Origin of the sequence: Pseudooceanicola atlanticus (assembly GCF_000768315.1) — a bacterium.
In the GTDB taxonomy this organism is placed as follows: domain Bacteria; phylum Pseudomonadota; class Alphaproteobacteria; order Rhodobacterales; family Rhodobacteraceae; genus Pseudooceanicola; species Pseudooceanicola atlanticus.
On the sequence record NZ_AQQX01000002.1, the window covers coordinates 438,836 to 455,556 of the forward strand.

17 protein-coding genes are annotated in these 16,721 nt (G+C 65.8%); 9 read left to right on the top strand and 8 right to left on the bottom strand.

Annotation, left to right across the window (positions count from 1 at the left end; translation table 11 throughout):
- Positions 1-36 precede the first annotated feature (36 nt).
- Positions 37-348: a divalent-cation tolerance protein CutA gene (gene cutA, locus ATO9_RS06250; RefSeq protein WP_043746828.1), complete on the top strand. Its 312-nt coding sequence runs from the start codon at positions 37-39 to the stop codon at positions 346-348.
- Here cutA and ATO9_RS23845 read toward each other — a convergent pair.
- Entirely contained in the window at positions 345-782 is a 438-nt protein-coding gene (locus tag ATO9_RS23845) for a BrnA antitoxin family protein (RefSeq protein ID WP_081979468.1), read from the bottom strand. The two genes, cutA and ATO9_RS23845, sit on opposite strands and share 4 nt — an antisense overlap.
- Positions 783-1,083: 301 nt before the next feature.
- On the opposite strand from ATO9_RS23845, the gene ATO9_RS06260 reads away from it, so the two are divergent.
- On the top strand, positions 1,084-1,647 hold the full coding sequence (locus ATO9_RS06260; protein WP_043746830.1) for a L,D-transpeptidase: 564 nt from the start codon (positions 1,084-1,086) through the stop codon (positions 1,645-1,647).
- A 9-nt stretch (positions 1,648-1,656) separates the two neighbouring features.
- On the opposite strand, the gene trxC is transcribed toward ATO9_RS06260, so the two are convergent.
- Positions 1,657-2,085 carry a thioredoxin TrxC gene (gene trxC, locus ATO9_RS06265; protein ID WP_043746832.1) on the bottom strand — a complete coding sequence of 143 codons (429 nt, stop codon included), beginning with the start codon at positions 2,083-2,085 and terminating at the stop codon, positions 1,657-1,659.
- A 134-nt stretch (positions 2,086-2,219) separates the two neighbouring features.
- Between trxC and ATO9_RS06270 the strand changes: the two genes are divergently transcribed.
- Together ATO9_RS06270 and ATO9_RS06275 are read left to right on the top strand one after the other, a co-directional pair.
- Positions 2,220-3,110, top strand: coding sequence for an alpha/beta fold hydrolase (locus tag ATO9_RS06270; protein ID WP_043746834.1), 891 nt, complete (start codon positions 2,220-2,222; stop codon positions 3,108-3,110).
- Positions 3,110-4,258, top strand: coding sequence for a geranylgeranyl reductase family protein (locus tag ATO9_RS06275; protein ID WP_043746836.1), 1,149 nt, complete (start codon positions 3,110-3,112; stop codon positions 4,256-4,258). The genes ATO9_RS06270 and ATO9_RS06275 overlap by 1 nt, the downstream gene beginning before the upstream one ends.
- 177 nt (positions 4,259-4,435) lie before the next feature.
- Here the strand turns inward: ATO9_RS06275 and ATO9_RS06280 are convergent, their stop codons facing one another.
- Entirely contained in the window at positions 4,436-5,137 is a 702-nt protein-coding gene (locus ATO9_RS06280) for an arylesterase (protein ID WP_043746838.1), read from the bottom strand.
- On the opposite strand from ATO9_RS06280, the gene ATO9_RS06285 reads away from it, so the two are divergent.
- Positions 5,136-5,822, top strand: coding sequence for an ABC transporter ATP-binding protein (locus ATO9_RS06285; protein ID WP_043746841.1), 687 nt, complete (start codon positions 5,136-5,138; stop codon positions 5,820-5,822). The two genes, ATO9_RS06280 and ATO9_RS06285, sit on opposite strands and share 2 nt — an antisense overlap.
- Complete coding sequence (locus ATO9_RS06290; RefSeq protein ID WP_043746844.1) at positions 5,819-8,362, top strand: ABC transporter permease; 2,544 nt, start codon at positions 5,819-5,821, stop codon at positions 8,360-8,362. Before ATO9_RS06285 ends, ATO9_RS06290 begins: the two co-directional genes overlap by 4 nt.
- 422 nt (positions 8,363-8,784) lie before the next feature.
- Here the strand turns inward: ATO9_RS06290 and ccoP are convergent, their stop codons facing one another.
- From ccoP to ccoN, 4 genes are read right to left on the bottom strand one after another with little or no spacing between them, the layout of a single operon-like run.
- On the bottom strand, positions 8,785-9,645 hold the full coding sequence (ccoP, locus tag ATO9_RS06295; protein ID WP_043746847.1) for a cytochrome-c oxidase, cbb3-type subunit III: 861 nt from the start codon (positions 9,643-9,645) through the stop codon (positions 8,785-8,787).
- A gap of 1 nt (position 9,646) precedes the next feature.
- Positions 9,647-9,841, bottom strand: coding sequence for a CcoQ/FixQ family Cbb3-type cytochrome c oxidase assembly chaperone (locus tag ATO9_RS06300; protein ID WP_043746850.1), 195 nt, complete (start codon positions 9,839-9,841; stop codon positions 9,647-9,649).
- A 10-nt stretch (positions 9,842-9,851) separates the two neighbouring features.
- Positions 9,852-10,583: a cytochrome-c oxidase, cbb3-type subunit II gene (gene ccoO, locus ATO9_RS06305; RefSeq protein WP_043746852.1), complete on the bottom strand. Its 732-nt coding sequence runs from the start codon at positions 10,581-10,583 to the stop codon at positions 9,852-9,854.
- Between the two features lie 12 nt (positions 10,584-10,595).
- On the bottom strand, positions 10,596-12,200 hold the full coding sequence (ccoN, locus tag ATO9_RS06310) for a cytochrome-c oxidase, cbb3-type subunit I (protein WP_043746855.1): 1,605 nt from the start codon (positions 12,198-12,200) through the stop codon (positions 10,596-10,598).
- A 397-nt stretch (positions 12,201-12,597) separates the two neighbouring features.
- Here ccoN and ATO9_RS06315 point away from each other — a divergent pair, with 397 nt between their 5' ends.
- Positions 12,598-13,437, top strand: coding sequence for a universal stress protein (locus tag ATO9_RS06315; RefSeq protein ID WP_043746858.1), 840 nt, complete (start codon positions 12,598-12,600; stop codon positions 13,435-13,437).
- 90 nt (positions 13,438-13,527) lie between these two features.
- Here the strand turns inward: ATO9_RS06315 and fnrL are convergent, their stop codons facing one another.
- A complete protein-coding gene (gene fnrL, locus ATO9_RS06320) occupies positions 13,528-14,274 on the bottom strand; it encodes a transcriptional regulator FnrL (RefSeq protein WP_043747396.1) in 747 nt (248 codons plus the stop codon).
- A 65-nt stretch (positions 14,275-14,339) separates the two neighbouring features.
- Between fnrL and hemN the strand changes: the two genes are divergently transcribed.
- Positions 14,340-15,695, top strand: a complete 1,356-nt coding sequence (gene hemN / locus ATO9_RS06325) for an oxygen-independent coproporphyrinogen III oxidase (RefSeq protein WP_043746860.1) — start codon at positions 14,340-14,342, stop codon at positions 15,693-15,695.
- Positions 15,696-15,766: 71 nt separating this feature from the next.
- Positions 15,767-16,591, top strand: a complete 825-nt coding sequence (locus ATO9_RS06330; RefSeq protein WP_043746864.1) for a PhzF family phenazine biosynthesis protein — start codon at positions 15,767-15,769, stop codon at positions 16,589-16,591.
- The last annotated feature ends 130 nt before the right edge of the window (positions 16,592-16,721 follow it).

Sequence of the window (16,721 nt, forward strand, 5' to 3'; positions counted from 1 at the left end):
GAACTCCTCCGGCGCAAAAGGCAACAGGAGCCTTCAATGACCATCCTCTCCGTCACGACCCTTTGCCCCGACCGGGACAATGCAAAAGAGATCGCAGAGGCCCTCCTGACCCACCGCCTTGCCGCCTGCACGAATATCCAGGCGCCGGTGCAATCGCAGTTCACCTGGCTGGGCCGCCAGGAAACCGCCGAAGAGATCCCGCTGATCATCAAGACGCGGCCCGATCTGTGCGACCGTGTCGTTGCGGCGATCCGCAAGCGGCACCCCTACGACGTGCCCGCGATCTTCTGGCACGAGGAAGAGGCACCCAACGATTACACCCACTGGGTCCGCGAAGAGACGCGCTAGGGTCTGTCCTCGGGGGGCAGGTCGTCTGACGGGGCCTCCGGCCAGTCTTCCACCCTGTCGTCCAGCGCGGGCCTGTCGCCCGACCGCCGGGCCTTGTGATCGGCGTTGATCACCTCGTCCCGCCGATCGCGGATCGCGTCCTCGAAACGCAGGAACTCCCCGATCTTGGCCTGCATCCAGCAGCGCAGCACCCGGTTGACCACCGATTGGTAGCCCGGCCCCATGCCACGGAACATCCGCGCCACCGACCGGTCGAGGTAGAGCGTCACCTTCTCCTTCTTCTCCTGCACGTCCATGTCGTGTTCCAGAAGGTGCCATTCGCGCGGCAGTTCCACCTGCAGGCGGTCCTCCAGCAGCATCTGGTCCAGCACGTACCAGTCGCGGCTGAAATTGCGCCGGGCGATGCGTTCGGTCTTGGTCATGCGATAGGCCATGGCGGGCTCCCTTCTGGCAGGTGGGATCAGCCTCCCAGCCCGGGGTTAACGCCGCCTTCCGGCACCGTTCCCGCGCACCGACGCAATACCGACGTGATACCGACGCAATGCCGAAACCGGTCATCTGCGGTCTCGACGCCGCCGATCACGGCCGCCATCACGCTGTTGTGACCCGGATTCCGTGTCGGGCAGGCAACACATAAGGTGCTGAAATGGAACAGGTAAGGGTTTCCAGCCGTTACGAATCGGAAGCCGCGTGTCAATATCGGCAACAATTCACCTATGAAAGGCTGCCACCTTCATGACCAATCGTCGTACATTCATTGCCTCCGCCGCCGCGGCCACCGCTGCCGCCGCATTTCCGATGCCCGCCCTGGCCTATACGCCGCCCAAGCATCTCATGCCGACCAAGGTCCGCATCTCCTCGGCCTACCAGCCCGGTGAGATCGTGATCCTGCCCAAGGCCTATTTCCTGTATTTCGTCACCGGACAGCGCGAAGCCATCCGCTACGGGATTGCCGTTGCAAAACCGGGGCTTGGCTATACCGGCACCGCGACGATCAAGCGCAAGGTCGAATGGCCGACCTGGCGGCCGACCGAAGAGATGATCGAACGTGACCCCGGCGCCTATGGCCGCTTCAAGGGGAACGAAGAACGCATGGCAGGCGGTCCGCGCAACCCCCTCGGCGCCCGTGCTATGTATCTCTACGAAGGCAACAAGGACACCTACATCCGCATCCACGGCACGATCGCACCGCGTTCCATCGGCCGCGCGGCCTCGTCTGGTTGTTTCCGCATGATCAACGAACACGTGATCGACCTGTATAATCGTGTCCCGATTGGAACCAAGGTCACCGTTCTCTGATCACCGGTTTCAGACGCTCCGCGCCCAGTCGACGATGGCGGGCGCGGGCATCGCACCGGATTGGCGCTTGCGCTCCTTCCCGCCGGCAAAGCCGACCATCGTCGGAATACCGCGGATATTATAGGCGCTGCCCGCCTCGGGATTGGCCTCGGTGTTCAGCTTCACCAGCCGCGCAGACCCGCTAAGCTCCTGCGCTGCCTTGGAAAATTCCGGCGCCATCATGCGGCAGGGGCCACACCACGGGGCCCAGAAATCCACCACCAGCGGCACATCGTCATTGCGCGCGGCTTTGCGCAGAGTCGCCAGGTCGACCTCCGCCGCCTTTCCGCCCATCAGCTTCGCGCCACAGGTTCCGCATTTGGGCCCCGCGCTCAGCTTGTCCTCGGGAACGCGGTTCACCTGACCGCAATCGAAACAGGTCACTTTCTTGCCGGCCATCGCCGATCCTCCATTCACATTCAATCGACAATATATGTACGCCGAGCAGCGGCGAAAAGCCCCCCGACGTCACCAAGTCTGGCATATCCCGGCGCGCAGCCTATGCTCTGCCAAGCAGCCCTCAAGCGGAATCGATGCGCCTTCTTCTGACCCTCGCCTTCCTCGCCCTTTCGGCCTGTTCGCTTCTGCCGCCGCCGCAGCAGGCGTCTGAAACGCCGATGCTGCATGATGGCAATGCCGAAAAGGGGGTCGAGAAGGTGATCATGCTTATCCCCGGCGCCCTTGCCTCCGTGGGTCTGTTCGAACCCGTTCTGGACTGGCACGTGCCCGACAGCGCGGTGATGGCCTATCGCTTTCCCGGCATCGACGACCTGCCGCTCGATCACCGCGTCGACATCGTCGACAGTGGCAAGCTGATTGCCGACCAGATCAACGACCTGGCCCCGAAAGAGGTCTACCTGATCGGCTATTCCACCGGCGGCCCGATCGCCCTGGAAACCGCCCGCCGCCTGCAGGCGGATGACGTGCAGATCGCCCTGATCTCCTCGGCCAGCGACAGCCCGGCGGCGCTGCTGGCCTCTGCCCGCGGGGCCATCGACGTCGTCAAGGCCATGTTCCGCGCCAAGCAGCCCGGTCTGGATGAGACCTGGCTCGAGAATTACCGCACCCTGCTCTATGGCCGCCGCCACTTCACCGAAGAGGAACTGGCCGAACGCTCCCGCCAGATGGCGGCGATGCAGCGCGGCCATATCACCAAGCCGCCGAACAAGATGACGCTGGCCCATACGTCGGACCTGATGACCTGGTATCTCGACCGGCCCGAGGATGTGCAGGACGCGCGCATCGGGTTCTTTCACGGGGCCGAGGATTCGATCTTCTCCCAGGACTTGACGCGCCGCTTCGCCAGCCGCATTCAGGCCGAAACCTTTTACAGCTATCCCGGACAGGGGCATCTGCTCTTCGTGACATCACCCAGCCTTTTCAACGACATCCGGACGTTCTTCGGATTGCAGCCAGACAGTTGATGGACCATTTCGACCTAATCGTGATCGGGGCCGGCCCCGCCGGTGGCGCCGCCGCCCATACCGCCGCCCGCAACGGGCTGCGCGTGGCCCTGATCGACCGGCACAAATTCCCGCGGGAAAAGCTCTGCGGTGGCGGGTTCACCGGCCGCAGCTATCGCTATTACCGCGAGATCTTCGGCCGCAACATTTCCGACGACATCATCCTGACCAAGGACGTGGTCGAGTTTCATGCCCACGGCCAGGCGCTGGCCCGGATCGAGGATATTCCGCCGATCCACATGACCATGCGCCGCGACCTCGACAATGCCATCGTCGATTACGCCCTGGCCTCGGGGGCCGAGGATTTCACCGGGCGCAGCGTGGCCGAGCTGGATTTCGACCAGCGCCGCGTCACCCTGACCGACGGCCAGACCCTGTCCTACAAGGTCCTGATCGGCGCGGACGGGGCGAATTCCCAGGTGGCCCGCGAGCTTTACGGCACCGCCTTCGACCATGACCGCATCGGTTTCGGGCTCGAGATCGAGGCCCCGACGCCCCCCGCCTCCGCCCCCGTGCGGATCGACTTCGGCGCCGCTGAATGGGGCTATGGCTGGTATTTCCCCAAGGCCGGGTCGACCACGATCGGCATCGGCGGCGTGCACCGCCGCAACCCCGACATGAAGGGCGCGATGCAGGATTACCTGTCGCTGTTCGGGGCAGAGGGGCAGCACAAGGTCAAGGGCGCCTTCCTGCCCTTCGGCGATGTCCGCCGCTGGCCGGGCCGACGCGAGGTTCTGCTGGCCGGGGATGCCGCCGGCCTTGTGGACCCGATCACCGGCGAAGGCATTGCATACGCGATGAAATCCGGCGCCCTTGCCGCCCGGGCCGCGGCCGAGGCGATCGCCGCCAACCACCCGCCCCGCGCCCTGACGCTCTACCGGCAGCACCTGCGTCCGATCCACCGCGCCATGTTCCATGCCCGCTGGATCCGCCAGATCATCTTTGCCAAGGGGTTCCGCAACACCTTCATCCGCGCCTTCCGCGGGTCCGGCACGGTGCGGTATCAATATCTGCGCCTCATGGCCGGAGAGATCGAATACCCCGCCCTCGCCTGGGCCACGTTCAAGAAGGTGCCCTCCTTCCTGCTGCGCAGCGCCACGGGGCGCTAGGCTACTCGTCAACGCCCGCATCCTCCCGCAGATGTGACCGCTGTCCGGGGGAAGCTATGCCGCCTCGTCGGCCCCACCATCGGGCGCCGCAATGCGCGCGGGCGCAACACCGCCCCGACCCGTGCTAATCTCCGCCCCGTCGATGGTGCCAAAGTCGATGGTACCGAAATCGCAGGTTCAGGACGTGCCCTCGACCTGCGCGATCAATTCCTCGACGCGCGGCCCGATCGCCTCGACGATGCGGGCGACGCCCTCGGCGGCGGGGTGGATGCCATCGGCCTGCATGTATTGCAGCGACAGGGACGGATCACCGCCCTCCTCCATCAGCCCGGCGAAGAAGTTGGGCTCGTAGAGCGTGCCGAACTCCTCGGACAGCTCGGGGTAGATCGCCTCGAAATCCTCTTTGTATTCAAGTCCGTAGTTGGATGATGCGGTCAACCCGATCACCAGCATCTCGACCCCGGCGGCCTGCCCTTCCTCGAGGATGCCGCGCATGTTGGCCCGGCTGTCCGCCGGGTCCAGGCCGCGCAGCAGGTCATTGCCCCCCAGCGTCACGATCATCGCGTCGATCTCGTCTGTCAGGGACCAGGCCACCCGCGACAGCCCGCCCCGCGTCGTGTCGCCCGACACGCCGCCATTGACGATCTTCACCTCGTGGCCACGCTCGGTCAGCCAGGCCTCGAGCTGCGGGACGAACCCTTCATCAACCGGCAGCCCGTATCCTTGCGTCAGCGAATCCCCCAGGGCCAGGATCTCCACCGGCTCCGCCATCACGGGCGCGGCGACCCCCAGGCCAATTATGAGCGCCGCTGCCTTGCCCCGCGCGCGCCCGTGCCCATATGACCCTAAGGCCCGACGCAGCAAAGGATAAAGCCGCATGACCGACCCGATCCTGTCCCTCAACGATGCGCGGCTGACCCTCGACGGCAATGCCGGTCCGGTCGACATCCTGCGCGGCATCACGCTGGACGTGGAAAAGGGCGAAACCCTGGGTCTGATCGGGCCATCGGGATCGGGCAAATCGTCTCTCCTCATGCTCATGGGCGGGCTGGAACGCGCCACCGGGGGGCAGATCACCGCGCTTGGCCATGACCTGACCGCCATGTCCGAGGACGCGCTGGCCCGCTTTCGTAGGGATCATATGGGGGTGGTCTTCCAATCCTTCCACCTGATTCCGACGATGACGGCGCTGGAAAACGTGGCAACGCCGCTGGAACTGGCCGGCAAGCCCGATGCCTTCGAACGCGCGGCCGAGGAACTGGCCGCCGTCGGTCTGGCCGGCCGCGCCGATCACTACCCCGCCCAGATGTCGGGCGGCGAACAGCAACGGGTGGCGCTGGCCCGCGCCTCTGCCCCGCGCCCCGATATCCTGCTGGCCGATGAACCCACCGGCAATCTCGACGGGCCCAACGGGCAGGCGATCATGGACATGCTCTTCGGCTTGCGCGACCGCCACGGCGCGACCCTCGTCCTGGTGACCCACGCCCCCGACCTGGCGCAGCGATGCGACCGGGTGATCCGCCTGCGCGACGGCGCCCTCGACCGGGCGGAGGCCGCGGCGTGAGCCTTGCAGCAGATGCCCGCCTGGCCCTGAAATTCGCCTCCCGCGAATTGCGCGGCGGCCTGTCGGGGTTTCGTATCCTGCTCGCCTGCCTGGCCATTGGCGTCGCCGCGATCGCTGGTGTCGGATCAATCCGCGCCGCCATCGAAGCGGGGCTGGAGGCCGAGGGCGCGGCGCTGCTGGGCGGCGATGCCGAGGTGTCCTTCACCTACCGCTTCGCCAACGAGGAAGAGCGCGCCTGGATGACCGAGACGGCGCTAAGTGTCTCCGAAATTGCCGATTTCCGCTCCATGGCCACGGTCCCGCGCGAGGATGGCAGCACCGACCGCGCCCTGACCCAGATCAAGGCCGTCGACACGACCTACCCGCTGATCGGCACCGTCGGCCTGTCGCCGGACATCCCCCTGCCAGAGGCGCTGTCCTGCGCCGCTGACACCCCCTGCATCGTGGCCGAACAATTGCTGACCGACCGCCTTGGGCTGACGCCCGGCGATACCCTGCGGCTCGGTTCCAAGACCTTCGTGCTGGGCGCGATCCTGACCAATGAACCCGACAGCGCCACCGGCGGCTTCGGCTTCGGCCCACGGATCATCGTTCGCCGCGCCGACCTGGAGGGATCGGGCCTGCTGCAACCCGGCACGCTCTTCGACAGCCATTACCGGATGACCCTGCCCGAGGGCGCCGATATCGACGCCATCAAGGCCGAGGCCGAGGGCCGCTTCGAAAGCAGCGGCCTGCGCTGGCGCGACGCCCGCAACGGGGCGCCCGGCGTGGCGCGCTTCGTCGACCGGCTGGGGGCATTCCTGATCCTCGTTGGCCTGTCGGGCCTGGCCGTCGGCGGGGTCGGTGTCTCCGCCGCCGTCCGCGCCTACCTGGCGCGCAAGACCTCTGTCATCGCGACCCTGCGAACGCTGGGCGCGACCCGGCAGGTGATCTTCCTCACCTACTTCCTGCAGATCGGCGCGCTGGCCCTGCTGGGTATCGTCGCGGGCCTCCTGCTGGGGGGCTTCGTGCCGCTCGCGCTGGCCCCGATCATCGCCGATCAATTGCCGGTGCCCGCCCGGTTCGGCCTTTTCCCCGGCACCCTGGCCGAGGCCGCGATCTATGGCGCGCTGACCGCGCTGGTCTTCACCCTCTGGCCCCTCGCCCGGGCCGAGGAGGTGCGCGCCGCCACGCTGTTCCGCGACGCGCTGTCTGCGGGCCGCGCCCTGCCGCGCCCGACCTACCTGGTGGTGATCGCGGTCTTCCTCGCGGTCCTGGTGGGCACCGCAGCGCTCTTCTCCGGCACGTGGGAGCTGACCCTGTGGACCGCGGGCGGCATCGCCTTCGCCCTTGTGCTGCTGAGGCTGGCGGGGCTGCTGCTGCGCGCCGCCGCCCGCCGCGCGCAATCCGCCGCACGGGGCCGCGCCCCGCTGAGGTGGGCGCTCGCCTCCATCGGCGGACCACGCAGCGAGGCCCTGCCGGTGGTCCTTTCCCTCGGGCTCGGCCTGTCGGTGCTGGCCGCCGTGGGCCAGATCGACGGCAACCTGCGCGGCGCGATCACCCGCGAATTGCCCGACCGCGCGCCCTCGTTCTTCTTCGTCGACATCCAGAAGGACCAGATGCCGGCCTTCCTCGACCGCGTCGAAACCGACCCCGCCGTCAGCCGCGTCGACAGCGCACCGATGCTGCGCGGGATCATCACCCGCATCAACGGACGCCCGGCGGCCGAGGTCGCGGGCGATCACTGGGTGCTGCGCGGCGACCGCGGCGTGACCTATTCCGGCCCCTTGCCCGACACGACCCGGATCACCGCCGGTGAATGGTGGGGCCCCGATTACGATGGCCCGCCCCAGATCTCCTTTGCCGCCGAAGAGGCCGCCGAGATGGGGCTGAACCTCGGTGACGAGATGACGATCAACATCCTGGGCCGCGACATCACCGGCACGGTCACCTCGTTCCGCGAGGTCGATTTCTCGACCGCCGGAATGGGCTTCATCACCGCCATGAACCCCTCTGCGTTGGAGGGCGCGCCGCACAGTTTCATCGCCACGGTCTATGCCGACGCGCAGGCCGAGGCCGCGATCCTGCGCGACATCGGCAACGAGGCCCCGAACGTTACGGCAATCCGCGTCCGCGACGCGATCGACCGGGTGGCGGTCCTTTTGCAGGGTATCGCCTCGGCCACGTCCTGGGGCGCCGCGGCGACGCTGCTGACCGGGTTCCTGGTGCTGATCGGCGCGGCCCTGTCGGGCGAACGCGACCGGGTCTACGAAGCTGCGGTGCTGAAGACCCTGGGCGCCTCGCGCCGCCGCATCCTGGGCAGCCTCGCCCTGCGGTCCGCGCTGCTGGGCGCGGGCGCGGGGCTGGTCGCCCTGGCCGCCGGGATCGCCGGGGCCTGGGCCGTGTCGTATTTCGTGCTGGAAACCGATTTCGCGGTGATCTGGGCCAATGCCCTGGCCATCGTGCTGGGCGGGCTGCTGGCCAACCTGCTGGCCGGGCTGGCCTTTGCCTGGCGCCCGCTCTCAGTGCGCCCAGCCCAGGTGTTGCGCGCACAGGACTGACGGTCGCGTTGGCCGAGAGTGCGGAAAGGGGCTCTGCCCCTTGCGCCCAAAGCTGCGCTTTGCGCGCTACCCCGGAGTATTTTGGGCAAGATGAAGCAGGGGGGCGGCGCGGGCTGAGCAATCTTGCGCCCGGCAGCCCCGGCGGAATGGCGCGGCAGGATCGAAACCTACGCCACCGCCCCCTTTCATCTTGCCCAAAATACTCCGGGATTCTCAAGGGCAGCGCCCTTGAGCGCCCTTGCGGCGCGAGCAAGATAAAATCGTATGCGCCGCAGGCGCTCCGGCATGGAAAAAGCCCCCCGGATCAATCCGGGGGGCTTTGCATTTCGGGCACCGGCCGTTCAGGAAACGCGCGAACAGGACGAACGGGCCGGTGCCGCCCCGCCAGCCAACGGGCCGGCAGGGAGGGCGTCAGGCAGGGGTCATTCCCCCCCGCCAAGCTGGTGGACATAGGCCGTCACCGCGCGGATCTGGGCCTCTGACAAACGGGTCTGCCAAGCAGGCATCACGCCGAAGCGGGAATTGGTCACCGTCTCCTTGAGCGTCGCGTAGTCGCCGCCATAGAGCCAGATCGCATCCGTCAGGTTGGGCGCGCCCTGGTCTCGGTCGCCAGTGCCGTCTTCCATGTGGCAGGCGGCGCAATTGTCGGCATAGACCGTGGCGCCGGTTTCCACGAGGCTCGCATCCACCGGATCACCGGAGAGCGACATGACGTAGTTCACCACCGCCTCGATATCGCCTTCCTCCAGCAGCTCGTCGCGACCGAAGGCCGGCATCTGCGACCAGCGCGGATCCTCGCCTTCCTCGTTGCGCACACCGTTGGAGATCGTGTGGTGGATCGCCTCGATATCGCCACCCCAGAGCCAGCTGTCGTCCAGCAGGTTCGGGTAACCCTTGGCGCCGGCCGCACCGGAGCCGTGGCACTGCGCGCACCAGGTCTTGAAGACGGCGGCCCCGGCGGAAACGGCATAGCCGTTCAGCTCCGGGTTCTCGGGGATCGCGGTCAGCTCGACCGAGGCCAGCTGGGCGTTGATCTCGGCGTTGCTTTCGTTGACCGCCTCGATCTCGGCCGCGACTTCGCCGCGGGTCGAGTAGCCCAGGATCCCGGCCGTGGCCTGGTTCACCAGCGGCCATGCGGGGTAGAGGATGGTGTAGATCACCCCCCACACGATGCAGGCATAGAAGGTCCACAGCCACCAGCGGGGCAGCGGGGTGTTGAGTTCCTCGATCCCGTCCCAGCTATGGCCCGTCGTGCCGTGCTTGTCTTTAAGGTCTTCGCTCATCTCAGGCCTCCTTTGCGACCTGTGCCGCGTCAGCAGCAGGCTTTGTTTCGTTCCGGAACGGGATGCTGGCCGTGTCCTGGTAGGTCTTGCGGCTTCCCGGGCGAAAGACCCAGATGATCACCGCGATGAAGAAGCTGAAGAGCGCCAGGAGCATCCAGCTGTCGGCGAATTCCCGAAGGATGGAATAGGTGTCCATGATCGCCCCCTTACCGGCTTGCGTCGGGCGTGAAGGTCGAGAAATCGACCAGCGTGCCGAGCATTTGCAGATAGGCGATCAGGGCATCCATCTCGGACACGCCGGGCCGGCCATCGAAGTTGCGGACCTGCACCGTGTCCTCGGAGTACCGCTCCAGCAGACCGTCATAGTCGCTGTCCGGATCTGCCTGGGCCAGGAAGTCGGCCTGGCCGTTTTCCAGCATCTCCTCGGTATAGGGCACGCCGACGATGCGGTGCGTGGCCATGATGTCCTGGATGTATTCGCCCTCGATCAGGGTGTTCTCCAGGAAGCCGTATTTCGGCATCACCGATTCCGGCACCACGGATTGCGGGTCGCGCAGGTGATCCACGTGCCATTCATCCGAGTAGCGGCCGCCGACGCGGGCGAGGTCGGGCCCCGTCCGCTTGGAGCCCCACTGGAACGGGTGGTCGTACATCGATTCCGCAGCCAGCGAGTAGTGACCATAGCGCTCGACCTCGTCCCGCATCGGGCGGATCATCTGGCTGTGGCACACATAGCAGCCTTCGCGGATGTAGATGTCGCGACCGGCCAGTTCCAGCGGCGTGTAGGGGCGCACCCCCTCGACATCCTCGATCGTGTTCTCGAGGTAGAAGAGGGGAGCGATCTCCACGATGCCGCCGACGGTGACCACGGCGAAGGAGAGGGCGAGCAGGAGCGTCGCGTTCTTCTCCAGGACCTTGTGCTTATCAAGAATTCCCATTGTCCTGTTTCCTTATTCCGCGGGCACGAGGCCGTTATTGGTCTCGACAGCCGGCTGGCGCTTCACCGTCAGGTAGAGGTTCACGCACATGATGATGGCCCCCGCCAGGTACATGACCCCGCCCAGACCGCGCACGATGTACATCGGCAGTTTGGCGGCCACGGTGTCGGCGAAGGAGTTCACGAGGAAACCGTTCGCGTCGACTTCACGCCACATCAGGCCTTCCATGATCCCGGTCACCCACATGGATGCCGCGTAGAGAACGATGCCGATCGTGGCGAGCCAGAAGTGCCAGCTGACCATGGAGAGCGAGTACAGACGCTCACGCTGCCACAGCTTGGGCACCAGGAAGTAGAGTGCGCCGAAGGTGATCATGCCGTTCCAGCCAAGCGCGCCGGAATGGACGTGACCGATGGTCCAGTCGGTGTAGTGGCTGAGGCTGTTGACCGCGCGGATCGACATCATCGGGCCTTCGAAGGTCGACATGCCGTAGAAGCCGACAGCGATCACCATCATCCGGATCACCGGGTCGGTGCGCAGCTTGTCCCATGCGCCGGACAGCGTCATCAGGCCGTTGATCATGCCACCCCAGGACGGCATCCACAGGATGACCGAGAACACCATGCCGAGCGTCGAGGCCCAGTCGGGCAGCGCGGTGTAGTGCAGGTGGTGCGGGCCGGCCCAGATGTAGAGGAAGATCAGCGCCCAGAAGTGGATGATCGACAGCTTGTAGGAATAGACCGGGCGTTCCGCCTGTTTCGGGATGAAGTAGTACATCATGCCCAGGAAGCCCGCGGTCAGGAAGAAGCCCACGGCGTTGTGGCCGTACCACCATTGCGTCATCGCGTCCTGCACACCGGCGAAGACCTGAACCGACTTGGACCCCCAGATGGAGACCGGGATGGACAGGTTGTTGACCACGTGAAGCATCGCGACGGTCACGATGAAGGACAGGTAGAACCAGTTGGCCACGTAGATGTGGCGTTCCTTGCGCATGATGATCGTGCCCAGGAACACGGCCAGGTAGGCCACCCAGACGATCGTGAGCCAGAGGTCGATATACCATTCGGGCTCTGCGTATTCCTTGGACTGGGACCCGCCGAGAACGTAGGAGAGCGCCGCCATGACAATGAAGAGGTTGTAGCCCCAGAAGACGAACCAGGCGAGGTTGCCACCCCAGAGCCGCGTCGCGCTGGTGCGCTGGACCACGTAGAACGAGGTCGCGATCAGGGCGTTGCCGCCGAAGGCGAAGATCACGGCGCTGGTGTGCAGCGGCCGCAGGCGCCCGAAGTTCAGAAAGCCCTGGGCCCATTCGAAGTTGAGCACCGGAAAGGCCAGCTGAAAGGCGATCACGATCCCGACGAGGAACCCGATCACGCCCCAGAAGGCGGTGGCGATCACCCCGATACGGACCACGCCGTCCATGTATTCTCCCGACAGGTCGGGCTTCGGGGTGTCTTCCCCGGTGTTCCTGAGCGTCCACAGGAAAAGGCCACCCGCGGTCAGCATGACCACGAGCGCATTGACCATGTACGCCAGATCGCGCGCGTAGTTGGCCGCGATCGCCCCGAAGAGGGTGATCAGACCAAGCGCGATAAGCTTGATAGTGTTTGTCATGTCGCGTCCCTTCGTCAGTCCTTCGCAGAGAGAATCCCCCCGCGTTTCGGATATTCGACTTCCGGCTTAATGAAGCCGTGGCGGACGCTCGGCTTTGATCTGCGTCAACGTCCCACCAAAGATGTATTTTCTCGTGAAGTTATCGGTCCATTAAGAACCCGAGATGACGGTCGGGGCCCCGAACGCAGGCTCTTGCTGCAAGGCGGCATTGCGCCGACTGGGGAAAATCTGTGCGGGAAAGGTGGTTTAACCGGCACTCCGGGAAGGTTTTGCGCAGGTGCAGCGGACCGCTTCGGGGGCCTGATCCTGTTTAGCGTCATTTGATGCCGGTCAAGGAAAGGCGATTCGGGATCGGCAATTCTGGGGTCAGATTCGGATTAACGCCGTGGAGGACCTCATGGCCATCAAGACAATCTCAACCGCGCTGACGGACAAGACGCTCGTGCGTCCGATCCTCGAAGCCGCCGGCGCCCTTGCCACCACCCATGACGCACATCTGGACGTGCTGTGTCTGGGCGTCGACCGGTCCCAGATGGGCTATTACTACGCCGGGGCCAACGCGATGATCCTGCAGGAGGCGATCTCTCGTGCCGGGGCCGAAGCCGAGGAGATCGAGGCCGAGGCACGTGTCGTGCTGGCCAACCTCGATGTCCGCTGGGGCACCGATACCGGCGTCAGCCAGATGGCCGACCTGTCGCGCCACGTTGCCGGGCATACCCGTTTTTCGGACCTCGTCGTGCTTCCGCGCCCCTATGGCGAAGGCAAGGGGACGGAGCTGGAGGCCGTGGTCGAGGCCGCGATGTTCGAAGGCCGCACCCCGGTTCTGGTCGTGCCGGACGGGGCCGATGTGACCACCATGCCCAAGAAGGTACTACTGTGCTGGAACGAAAGCCCCGAGGCGCTGACCGCGATCCGCGCCTCGCTTCCGCTGCTGGCCAAGGCCGAAACCGTGCATGTCGTGGTCATCGACCCGCCGGTGCACGGGCCCAACCGCTCTGATCCGGGCGGGATGCTGGCAGGCTGGCTCGCCCGCCAGGGCGTGAAGTCCGAGATCGACGTGATCGCGCGCACCATGCCCCGCATCTCCGACCTGATCCGCCGCCAGGCCGAAGATATCGGCGCGGACATGGTGGTGATGGGCGCCTACGGCCATTCCCGGTTCCGCGAAGCGATCCTCGGCGGCGCGACCCGCAACATGCTGGAACAGGCGGAACTTCCGGTCTTCATGGCCCATTGAGGCCCCGACCCCCGAAAGAATTAGAAACGGCCGGCGGAGCGATCCGCCGGCCGTTTTCGCTTGAATGCCGTGGCGGTCAGACCGAACGGTCTAGCCCAGCACGCCACCATCGCTGTCGTCGCCCGCTTCTTCCAGCAGTCGTTCGAGGTCAGGGATGATGACGTGGCGCTTGCCCTCCAGCACGATAACGCCGTCCTTTTTCAGGGCAGACACCTGGCGGCTGACCGTTTCCAGCGTCAGGCCCAGGTAATCGGCCATCGCCTCACGGGTCAGGGGCAGGTCGAAGGACAGCTCTCCGCTTGCGTTGCTCATGTGCAGCGTCGCGTTGCGGCGCGCGATGATGGCCAGCAGAGAGGCGATCTTCTCCCGCGCGGTCTTGCGGCCCAGCACCAGCATCCATTCGCGGGCGGCGTCCAGTTCGTCCAGCGTCATCTGCAACAGCCGCTGCGCGATATGCGGGGTCGTCTCCATCATCTGTTCGAACGGCTTCTTGCGGAAACAGCACATGACCAGATCGGTGGTGGCCACCACGTCATAGGCCGCGCCGTTGCGCCCCGGACGGCCGACGAAATCCGACGGCAGCAGCAGCCCGACCATCTGGGTCCGACCGTCTTCCATCGTCTGGGTCAGCGTGGCGATGCCCGACACGACGGAGCCGACGAAATCCATCCGGTCACCGGACCAGATGATGTGCTGGCCTGCTTCGAAGGATCGGTAATACTTGATCTCTTCCAGCAGCTCCAACTCGTCGGAATCACATCGGGCACAGACCGCCCGGTGACGGATCGGGCAGGCCTCGCAATCGTGATGACTGACAGGATTTTCCTTAAGCAACATGGGCAACTTCGCGCGATTGATCTGGGTCAAAGATATGAATTGACCGTTCCTTTAACGCTACGCTCATGGTCAGCAAAACGCAACTTGAGCGGCTGGGACTGTTTGACGCGAAAGTGCCACGGTACACCAGCTATCCCACGGCCCCGCATTTCGGCGATGCGGTTGGCCCGGAACGGTTTTCGCAGTGGATCCAGGCGATCCCCGACGGAAGCGAAATCTCACTCTATGTCCACGTGCCATTCTGCCGGCGCCTGTGCTGGTTCTGCGCCTGCCGCACCCAGGGCACGCAAAGCGAACGCCCCGTGGCCGCCTATCTCGAGGTGCTGAAGGCCGAACTGGCCCTGCTGCGCGATACGCTGCCCGCCGGGGTCCGCCTGTCGCGTCTGCATTGGGGGGGCGGCACGCCCACCCTGCTGACCCCCACGATGATGGAGGAACTGGCCGGCGCCATCGCCGATCTCGCTCCCTTCGCCGATGGCTACGAGTTCTCGGTCGAGATCGACCCGAACGAGATCGACGCCGCCCGCCTTGCCGTCCTGGCGCGGGCCGGGATGAACCGCGCCTCCATCGGGGTGCAGGATTTCGATCCCGACATCCAGTCCTGCATCGGCCGCCTGCAAAGCTACGAGATCACCCGCGACGCCGTCGTCGCGATTCGCGAGGCCGGGGTGCACAGCCTGAACGCCGACATCCTGTTCGGCCTGCCGCACCAGACGACCGCCCGGATCACCGATTCCGTGCAGAAGCTGCTGTCGCTGTCACCCGATCGTGTCGCGCTTTACGGCTACGCCCACGTGCCATGGATGGCGCGGCGGCAATCCATGCTGCCCTCGGACGCGCTGCCCACCCCGTCGGAACGGCTCGACCTGTTCGACACGGCGCGCAACCTCTTTGCCTGGGATGGCTATGCCGAGATCGGGATCGACCATTTCGCGCTGCCCTCCGACGGGCTGGCCACCGCACAGAGCGCGGGCCGCCTGCGGCGGAACTTCCAGGGCTATACCGACGACCAGGCCGATGTGCTGATCGGGGTCGGGGCCTCGTCGATCTCGCGATTCCCGCAGGGCTATGCCCAGAACGCGCCCGCAACCTCGGCCCATGTGGCCGCGATCCGTGACGACCGGTTCTCGACCACACGGGGCCATGCCTTTGCCGGCGAAGACCGCCTCCGCGCCCGTATCATCGAGGCGCTGATGTGCGATTTCGCCGTCTCCAGCGCAGAGCTGCAGCGCGATTTCGGCGTCGCCCCCGCCCATGCACGGCGCATGTTCGACGCGATGAATGCCCGGTTCGAAAACATCCTGACTGTCAACGATGACGGGCTGGCGATCCCTGCCCCGGCACGCCCCCTGACCCGGCTGGTGGCGCGCGCCTTCGACGCCTACGACATGACCGGCGCCCGGCATTCTTCGGCGATCTGAGGGCGTTTTCGCCCTTGTGACCGCCCGGCGCCACCCCCATCCTGCCGCTCATTGCAGCGGCAGGAGTTTTCATGGCCACCTATCCCTTTTCCCAACTCGACGTCTTTTCCGGCACACCCCTGATGGGCAACCCCCTGGCCGTGGTGCACCAAGCCGATTCCATCCCGGCCGATCAGATGCCCCGCTTCGCCAACTGGACCAACCTGTCCGAAACGACCTTCCTGCTGCGACCCGAGGCGGCAGAAGCCGATTACAGCCTGCGCATCTTCACCCCCAAGCGGCAGCTGCCCTTTGCCGGCCATCCCACGCTCGGCTCCTGCCAGGCCTGGCTGCTGGCCGGTGGTCAGCCGAAATCCGAAACGATCATGCAGGAATGCGGCGTCGGGCTGGTCCCGATCCGGCGCGACGGCACCCGCCTGGCCTTCCGCGCGCCGCCGCTGATGCGCTCCGGCCCGGCCGAGGAGGAGATCCACAACCTCCTGCCCGGGGCGTTCGGCATCGACGCCACCGCGATCGAAGCGGTGGAATGGATCGATAACGGCCCCGGCTGGTGCGGCGTTCTGCTGCGCGATGTCGAAACCCTGCGTGCGGCCAAACCCGATTACAGCCTCTTTCCCGGTCATGGCTTCGGCCTCGTCGCGCCCGCCGAAAGCGGCGCGGGCTACGATTTCGAACTGCGCGCCTTCACAATGGGCTACGAGGATCCGGTGACCGGATCGCTGAATGCCTCGGTCGCGCAATGGCTGATCGGCGCCGGGATCGCGCCGCCCGACTACATCGCAGCCCAGGGGCTCGAACTGGGGCGCAACGGTCGGGTCCATATCACCAGCGAGGGCCAAGAGGTCTGGGTCGGCGGAGAGGTCACCGGCTGCATCTCTGGCACGCTCACGCTCTGACGCGGCGGCGCAATCGCGCGCCGCCCCCCTGCTTCATCTTGCCCAAAATACTCCGGGGTAGCGCGCAAAGCGCAGCTTTGGGCGCAAGGGGCAGAGCCCCTGCCACGTTTCGAACCTTGGCCACGTCAGG

Bases quoted from the DNA above. Each gene is read 5' to 3' on its own strand.
- ATO9_RS06260 (WP_043746830.1), top strand. From the start codon at position 1,084: ATGACCAATCGTCGTACATTCATTGCCTCCGCCGCCGCGGCCACCGCT.
- cutA (WP_043746828.1), top strand. From the start codon at position 37: ATGACCATCCTCTCCGTCACGACCCTTTGCCCCGACCGGGACAATGCA.
- trxC (WP_043746832.1), bottom strand. From the start codon at position 2,085: ATGGCCGGCAAGAAAGTGACCTGTTTCGATTGCGGTCAGGTGAACCGC.
- ccoO (WP_043746852.1), bottom strand. From the start codon at position 10,583: ATGGGAATTCTTGATAAGCACAAGGTCCTGGAGAAGAACGCGACGCTC.
- ATO9_RS06285 (WP_043746841.1), top strand. From the start codon at position 5,136: ATGACCGACCCGATCCTGTCCCTCAACGATGCGCGGCTGACCCTCGAC.
- ATO9_RS06270 (WP_043746834.1), top strand. From the start codon at position 2,220: ATGCGCCTTCTTCTGACCCTCGCCTTCCTCGCCCTTTCGGCCTGTTCG.
- ATO9_RS23845 (WP_081979468.1), bottom strand. From the start codon at position 782: ATGGCCTATCGCATGACCAAGACCGAACGCATCGCCCGGCGCAATTTC.
- ATO9_RS06275 (WP_043746836.1), top strand. From the start codon at position 3,110: ATGGACCATTTCGACCTAATCGTGATCGGGGCCGGCCCCGCCGGTGGC.
- ccoP (WP_043746847.1), bottom strand. From the start codon at position 9,645: ATGAGCGAAGACCTTAAAGACAAGCACGGCACGACGGGCCATAGCTGG.
- ccoN (WP_043746855.1), bottom strand. From the start codon at position 12,200: ATGACAAACACTATCAAGCTTATCGCGCTTGGTCTGATCACCCTCTTC.
- ATO9_RS06300 (WP_043746850.1), bottom strand. From the start codon at position 9,841: ATGGACACCTATTCCATCCTTCGGGAATTCGCCGACAGCTGGATGCTC.
- hemN (WP_043746860.1), top strand. From the start codon at position 14,340: ATGGTCAGCAAAACGCAACTTGAGCGGCTGGGACTGTTTGACGCGAAA.
- fnrL (WP_043747396.1), bottom strand. From the start codon at position 14,274: ATGTTGCTTAAGGAAAATCCTGTCAGTCATCACGATTGCGAGGCCTGC.
- ATO9_RS06280 (WP_043746838.1), bottom strand. From the start codon at position 5,137: ATGCGGCTTTATCCTTTGCTGCGTCGGGCCTTAGGGTCATATGGGCAC.
- ATO9_RS06330 (WP_043746864.1), top strand. From the start codon at position 15,767: ATGGCCACCTATCCCTTTTCCCAACTCGACGTCTTTTCCGGCACACCC.
- ATO9_RS06315 (WP_043746858.1), top strand. From the start codon at position 12,598: ATGGCCATCAAGACAATCTCAACCGCGCTGACGGACAAGACGCTCGTG.